The sequence below is a fragment of the Actinomadura sp. GC306 genome, from assembly GCF_004348665.1.
Taxonomy (GTDB): Bacteria; Actinomycetota; Actinomycetes; order Streptosporangiales; family Streptosporangiaceae; genus Spirillospora.
This window is the reverse complement of sequence record NZ_SMKM01000328.1, coordinates 1-6,781: the sequence shown is the minus strand read 5'-3', so window position 1 is coordinate 6,781 and position 6,781 is coordinate 1. Positions and strand designations below refer to the sequence as shown.

7 protein-coding genes are annotated in these 6,781 nt (G+C 73.0%); 1 reads left to right on the top strand and 6 read right to left on the bottom strand.

Translation table 11 applies throughout. The annotated features are described in order from the left end of the window. A partial coding sequence (locus E1200_RS29650) for a DUF427 domain-containing protein (RefSeq protein ID WP_131955385.1) occupies positions 1-410 on the bottom strand: 410 nt, incomplete at its 3' end. Further along, positions 407-2,041, bottom strand: coding sequence for an AMP-binding protein (locus E1200_RS29645; RefSeq protein WP_207933612.1), 1,635 nt, complete (start codon positions 2,039-2,041; stop codon positions 407-409). The genes E1200_RS29645 and E1200_RS29650, both read right to left, overlap by 4 nt. 111 nt (positions 2,042-2,152) lie before the next feature. Here E1200_RS29645 and E1200_RS29640 point away from each other — a divergent pair, with 111 nt between their 5' ends. Beyond that, positions 2,153-2,611 (top strand): VOC family protein, encoded by a 459-nt coding sequence (locus E1200_RS29640; RefSeq protein WP_131955384.1) that lies wholly within the window; start codon positions 2,153-2,155, stop codon positions 2,609-2,611. 264 nt (positions 2,612-2,875) lie between these two features. Here the strand turns inward: E1200_RS29640 and E1200_RS29635 are convergent, their stop codons facing one another. From E1200_RS29635 to E1200_RS29620, 4 genes are read right to left on the bottom strand one after another with little or no spacing between them, the layout of a single operon-like run. Continuing rightward, a complete protein-coding gene (locus tag E1200_RS29635) occupies positions 2,876-3,748 on the bottom strand; it encodes an LLM class flavin-dependent oxidoreductase (protein WP_131955383.1) in 873 nt (290 codons plus the stop codon). Between the two features lie 51 nt (positions 3,749-3,799). Then, positions 3,800-5,002 carry an acyl-CoA dehydrogenase family protein gene (locus tag E1200_RS29630; protein ID WP_131955382.1) on the bottom strand — a complete coding sequence of 401 codons (1,203 nt, stop codon included), beginning with the start codon at positions 5,000-5,002 and terminating at the stop codon, positions 3,800-3,802. Between the two features lie 29 nt (positions 5,003-5,031). After that, positions 5,032-5,796: a 3-oxoacyl-ACP reductase FabG gene (gene fabG / locus E1200_RS29625; protein ID WP_131955381.1), complete on the bottom strand. Its 765-nt coding sequence runs from the start codon at positions 5,794-5,796 to the stop codon at positions 5,032-5,034. Further along, complete coding sequence (locus E1200_RS29620; RefSeq protein ID WP_131955380.1) at positions 5,793-6,656, bottom strand: enoyl-CoA hydratase-related protein; 864 nt, start codon at positions 6,654-6,656, stop codon at positions 5,793-5,795. The genes fabG and E1200_RS29620 overlap by 4 nt, the downstream gene beginning before the upstream one ends. Between the last annotated feature and the right edge of the window lie 125 nt (positions 6,657-6,781).

The following is a 6,781-nucleotide window of genomic DNA, read 5'->3' as shown; positions in this document are numbered from 1 at the left end:
GGGTTGAAGGCGGGGTGGGATCTGACGGGGTTCGCGGTGCCGATCTGGACGACGGCCCGGTCCTGGTAGAAGGCGATGTGGTCGCGCAGGATCGCGACCTCGGTGTACGGCTCCGGGTACTCCCACGCGATGGGGTCGGGGTCCTCCCGTGGCCGCCAGTACTTCGCGCGGCCCTTGAAGGGGCAGCGCGAGGTGGTGTCGGAGGGGGCGAGGTGCTCGAAGCGCACGTCGGCCCGGGGGATGTAGAAGGCGATGCCGTGGTCCTGCTCGTCCACCAGGAGGGCGGCGGTCGTCTCGGCGAGGGTCACGCCGTCGTGCGTCACGCGGACGAGGTTGCGTTTGCGGTGGACGTCCACGCGGTAGTCCGGCCAGTCGGCGTAGCCCGACGGCTCCACGGCCTCTCCCTTCATCGCGCGTCCTGCAGGGCGCCGTCGCGGATCTGCTGGCGCAGCCGGAACTTCTGGATCTTGCCGGTGGCGGTGCGCGGGAAGTCCGCGACGAGGTGCACCGACTCGGGCCACTTCTGCCGGGCGAGCCCGGCCGCGGCGAGGTGCGCGCGGACGTCGTCCAGCCCGACCGGGCCGGCCGCGTCGTGCGTGCGGATCACCGCGGTGGCGTGCTCGCCGAGCCGCGCGTCGGGCTCGGCGACCACGCTGACCTCGGCCACCTGCTCCATCTTGAGGAGCAGCGACTCGATCTCCTGGGCGCTGATGTTCTCGCCGCCGCGGATGATGACGTCGGCCACCCGGTCGGTGATGGTGAGGTAGCCGTCGGCGTCGAAGACGCCCATGTCACCGGTGCGGTACCAGCCATCGGCGTCGAAGGCGCGGGCGGTCAGCGCGGGGTCCGTGTAGCCGATGCAGCAGTCGGCGCCGCGCGAGAGGATCTGGCCGTCCTCGTCCAGCCGGGCCTCGGCGCCGGGCAGCGCCCGGCCGTCGGTGCGCAGGCGCTTGTCGGCGGGCTCGTCCAGGAGGCTCGCCGTGATGGACGGGTGCTCGGTGCTCCCGTACGACCGGAAGACGGCGATGCCCTCCTTCGTGGCCCGCTCGGTGAACGCCTCGGGCACCATCGCGCCGCCGAGGCCCATGTAGGGGATGAGCGCCAGGTGCTCGGGGGTGAAGTCGGGGTGGTCGAGGAGGCTGGTCAGGAAGTAGGTGGGGCCGCCGGCGATGCCGAGGTTCCGCTCGGCCATCATCCGCAGCACCTCGGCCGGGTCCCACACGTCGATGAGGTGCACCGGCTCCCCGCGCAGCAGCGGCAGCAGGAAGGCGTTGATCATCCCCATGAAGTGGCCGACGGGGGTGCCGACGATCTGCGGGGGCCCGCCCTTGCCGTAGAAGCGGTCGCACTGGCGCGCCTCCCAGCCGATCGTCCGATGGCTGTGGATCACGCCCTTGGGGTTGAGCGTCGTGCCGGAGGTGAAGCCCACGATCACCGGGTCGCCGGGGTCGACCGGCAGCGGCTCGGTGAGCGGGTCGCCGTCCAGCAGCCGCTGGAAGGGCGTGGCGGCGCGCGGCAGTTCTCCCTCGGGGCGGTCGCTCACGACCAGCCAGAGCGGGTCGGTGTCGCGCTCCCCCAGGAGCCGCTCGTACTGCTGGAGGTGGTCGGTGCGGCCGAACCGGTCGGGCGTGACGACCACCGCGGGGCGGGTGTCGTCCAGGATGTAGCCGACCTCCTTCGGCCCGTAGAAGTGCACCACCGGGACGACGATCGCGCCGAGGTAGGCGGCGGCGTAGAAGGTGATCGCGGCCTCGGCCCAGTTGGGCAGCTGCACGACGATGACCGAGCCGGGTCCGATGCCGCGGCTCTGGAGGGCCCCGGCGAGCGAGCGCGCCGCGCGGTCCACGTCGGCGAGGGTGCCGGTGTAGGGACGCGTCTTGGAGCCCACGACGAAGGGCGAGCCCGGGGCGCGGCTCAGCCCCGCGGCCACCATCGAGCCGAGGGACTCGTCGGTCCACCAGCCTTCGTCGCGGTAGCGCTGTGCGAGCCCGGCGGGAACCGTCCGGATGCCCCAGCCTTCGGTAGCAGAGCTTCGGGTCACCGTATCGCCTTCAGTGGTCGGGTCCTGGCGGCCGGCGGCTTCCGCGCACCGGCCCTGACGGTTAACATCAAAGTATGTTCTGACGTCGAGGTCAATACTTGGGAGAACTTTGTGGGCGCTACGCGGATCTACCACGTCGGCATCGTCGTCCCGGCCCTGGAGCCGGCGATGGCCCAGTTCAGCGCGGCCGCGGGGGTGACATGGGGCCGCGTGCAGCGGTTCCCCGCCGAGTTCGCATCACCCTCGGGCACGCAGACGTACGACCAGACATTCGTTCTCTCTCTGGAGGGTCCGCCTTACATCGAGTTGCTCGTGCAGGTCCCCGGCAGCGTTTGGGAACGGACGGGCCTGCACCACCTGGGCATGTGGAGCGACGACGTCGCGGGCGAGTCCGCCGACCTGGAGGAACGCGGCTGCGCCTGGCAGGCGGCCCTCCTCGACGGGTCCGGGCGGCGCGCCGGCGGCTGCTACCACCATTTGCCTGATCTTGACGTCAGAATCGAATTGGTGTCGCGGGAGGCGAGCGCGCCACGGCTGCAGCGCTACCTGGCCGGCGGCGACTACCGCTGAGCCGCCGAAGCCCCTGGGGCGGGCCGATGAGCCCGCCCCAGGGGCGAAGGCCGCCGGAGGGGTCGCGCGGATGACCCTGGACCACCAGGGGTAACGCGGTAGCGCGGCCGCGTTACCACGCTAGGCAGGGGCGGAGCGGCGCAGGCCGTCCCTCCCGGCTGCGCGTGCGCCGACTGCTATGGACTTTGACGTCGATGATATGCCGCTCCTGCCCCACTTCGGCCAGGAGCGGACCAACGCGCCGAGGGCGCTTCGAACCGCTGGTCAGCGGCCCTTCGCGTACGCGGCGAGGAACTCCCACGTGCGTTCATCATCGACGTCGCTCTCGGCGAGCGGGTGCGCGGCGAAGTCCGTCGCGCCGCTCTCGGCGAACGCGTCGATGCGCCGCGCCACCTCGTCCGGCGACCCCACGATCGCCAGCCGCGCCACCCCGTCCACGCCCTCCCGGGCCAGCACCTTCCGGTAGGACGGAAGGGCGTCGTTGGCACCGAGGACGCGGTGGATGAACCGCCGCGCCTCCGCGGCGTCCTCGGTCACGCACACCGGCAGGGCGGCCACGATGCGGAACGGGGAGTCCGCGGGGCGGTCGCGCAGCGCCGGCCGGATCACCTCGGTGATCGTGCGCGGCCCCGCGGCCCAGGTCACGACCCCGGCGGCCACCTCCGCGGCCAGCCGGGCCATCGCCGGGTTCACCGCGCCCAGCAGGACCGGCGGCGGATCGCCGCCCACGGCGACCCGGCGGCCGTCCCGCCCGGCCATGACGTCCGTCAACTCCCCCACGTAGCGGCGGGTCGCCGCGATCGGCGGCGACCATTCCAGCCCGAACGCGTCCCGGACGAGGACCTCGTGGGACGGGCCGATCCCGAGCGCCAGCCGCCCCCCGAGCACCTCCTGGACGGTCGCCACCTGCTGGGCGAGGGCGTAGGGCGGGCGCAGCGGCATCGGCACGACGGCCGTCCCCAGCTCGACCCCGGGCACCTCGCGCCCGGCGACGGCGAAGGCCGTGAGCGTGTCGTGCCCGGTGAGCATCGGCGCCCAGTAGCCGGCGAAGCCGTGCTCGGCGGTCCGGCGCACCTGGTCGACGACCCCCTGGACGCTTCCCCGCATGGTGAGACCCGAATGAATGGCGATGCGCATGACGTGCGTTCCTCCGCTGCCGCTCGGTCGCGGCCTCAGTACGGCTTCGGCTCAGTACGACTTCGGCAGACCGAGGACGTGCTGGCCGATGTAGTTGAGCACCATCTCCTGGCTGACCGGGGCGATCCGCATGAGGCGGGACTCCCGGAAGTAGCGCTCGACGTGGTACTCGCGGGCGTACCCGAACCCGCCGTGCGTCTGGACGGCGGCGTCGGCCGCGGCGAACCCGGCGTCGGCGCAGAGGAACTTGGCCGTGTTGGCCTCCTTCCCGCACGGCTCGCCCGCGTCGTAGCGGGCGGCGGCGTGCCGCGCGGCGAGTTCCGCGGCGTCCAGGCGCATCGACGCCTCGGCGAGAGGGAAGGCGATGCCCTGGTTCTGCCCGATGGGGCGCTCGAACACGATCCGCTCCCGGGCGTACCGCACCGCCCGGTCCAGCGCGGCGCGGCCGATGCCGAGCGCCTCGTGGGCGAGCAGGATCCGCTCGGGGTTGATGCCGTCCAGCAGGTAGGTGAACCCGCGCCCCTCCTCCCCGACGAGGGCCGATCCGGGGACGCGGAAGTCGTCCAGGAACAGCTCGTAGGAGGAGACCGCGTTGCGGCCCATCTTCGGGATCGCGCGCATCTCGACGCCGCCGCCGGTCAGGTCGACCACGAACATCGAGAGCCCGTCCGTGCGGCTCCTGCCCTCGCGGGGCTCGGCGGTGCGCGCGAGCAGCACCGCCTTCTGCGACTGCGCCGCCTTGGTGATCCAGACCTTCCGCCCGTTGATCACGTAGTCGGCGCCGTCCCGCCGGGCGAAGGTGCGGATGCGGCCGGTGTCGGAGCCCGCGTCGGGTTCGGTGATGGCGAAGCAGACGTGCAGCTCGCCGGTCGCGGCGGCGGGCAGCAGCTCGCGGCACAGCCGGTCGCCGCCGTGCTTGGCCACCAGGTTGAGGCCGAAGATCGTGAGGTGGAACGGGCTGCAGCCGTTCATCCCGGCCCCGGACGCGGCGATCTCGTACATCATCGACGCGGCCGCCGAGACGCCCATACCGGCGCCGCCGTACTCGCGCGGGATCGCGATGCCGAGCCATCCGGCCTTGGCGAAGGCGTCGTAGAACTCCCAGGGGAACCTGGCCTCCTGGTCGGCCTCGGCCCAGTAGGCGTCGTCGAACCGGCCGGCCACCTCCCGGACGGCCGCGCGCACCTCCTCGTCGGTGAGCGTGTCCTCGCCGTCCGGGGCAGCCGCGGCGTCCGGGGAAAGGTCGTGGGTCATGGAAATCCCTTCGTTCGGGTCTCGGGGCGTCAGCGCACCGAGCGCCCGCCGTCGACGTAGAGCACCTGGCCGGTGACGAACCCGGACTCCTCCGCGGCGAGGAACAGCGCGGCGTTCGCGATGTCGGCCGGCCGCCCGGCGCGCCGGACGGGCAGCCCCGCCGCGACCTCGGCCAGGCGCTGCTCCGCCGGCACGCCGAGCCGCTCGGCCGTCGCCCGGGTCATCTCGGTGTCGACGAAGCCGGGGCCGATGGAGTTGACGGTGATCCCGAACGGCCCGAGCTCGATGGCGGTCGTCCGGGTGAACCCCTGGACGCCCGCCTTGGCCGCGGAGTAGTTCGCCTGGCCGCGGTTGCCGAGCGCCGAGGTCGAGGAGATGTTGATGATGCGCCCGTACCGCTGCCGCACCATGTGGCGCTGGGCCTCCGCGGTCACCAGGAACATGCCGCGGAGGTGGACGTTCATCACGGTGTCCCAGTCGTCCTGGGTCATCTTGAACAGCAGGTTGTCGCGGGTCACCCCGGCGTTGTTGACGGCGATGTCCGGCCCGCCGAACTCCTGGGCGAGCCGCTCCACGGCCTGCCGGACCTGCCCGGCGTCGGAGACGTCCGCGCCGAGGCCGATGGCGCGCCCGCCCTCGGCCTCGATGGCGGACACCGTGTCCCGGGTCAGCTCCTCCTTGAGGTCGAGGACGCCGACCTTGGCGCCGGCGCGCGCGTACGTGCGGGCGATCTCCGCCCCGATCCCGCGGGCCGCGCCCGTCACCAGCGCTACGCGGCCGTCCAGCTTCGTCATGATTCCTTGGCTCCCGGGTTCTCGGTGGTGGGGGAAGTGCGCGCGGCGCGGGCCTGCGAGAGTGCGCGGACGGCGGCGCGGTGGGCGTCGGACTCCAGCAGCCGGACGTGCCACTCCGCCTCCGCGTCCGCGCAGGCGGCGAAGTCGTGGGCGGCGGCCCGGTCGACATGGCTCCGCATCGCCCGGACGGCGTCCGGGGAGACGGCGGCCAGCCGGGCGGCGACGGCCGTGACGTGCTCGCGCAGCCGCTCGTCGGGGACCGCCTCGGTGACGAGGCCGAGTTCCTGCGCGCGGGCGGCCGTCAGCGCCGGGGACAGGTACAGCAGTTCGAGCGCGCGGGAGGGGCCGGCCAGCCGGTTCAGCGACCAGGTGCAGCCGAAGTCGCCCGCCAGGCCGAGCCGGCCGAAGCCCGTGCGCAGCGTCGCGGACGTCCCCGCGTAGCGCAGGTCGCAGGCGAGGGCGAGGCCGAGGCCCGCCCCGACCGCCGCCCCCTCGATCAGCGCGACCGACGGCTTGCCGAGGTCGCGGAGGCGGACGACGGTGGCGCGCTGGAGCGCCCGCTGGGCCGCCAGCCGCACGTCCGGCGCGTCCGCCGGGCCGAAGATGCTCTCCCCCGCCGCGAGCATCGCGAGGTCGCCCCCGGCGCAGAAGGTGCCGCCCGATCCGGCGAGCACCACGGCCCGGACGTCGTCCGCCGCGGCGGCGAAGTCCAGCATCGCGGCCAGGGCCTCCAGCATCTCCCGCGAGAACGCGTTGCGGGACCGGGGGCGGTTGAGCGTGAGCGTCAGCACGCCGCCGGCCCGCTCGGCCAGCAGGTGCCCGCTGCCCGTCGGCACCGCCCCGCCCGAATTATTTGACATAGACGTCGAAATTATAAGATTGAGCCGAGCTGGTCAACACCACTGGTCTGCAATAAGGTGGTTGGCCAGGCGTATCGACACCGACGTCGAAGTTACAGCGCATACCCGCGGAGGAGCCCCATGCC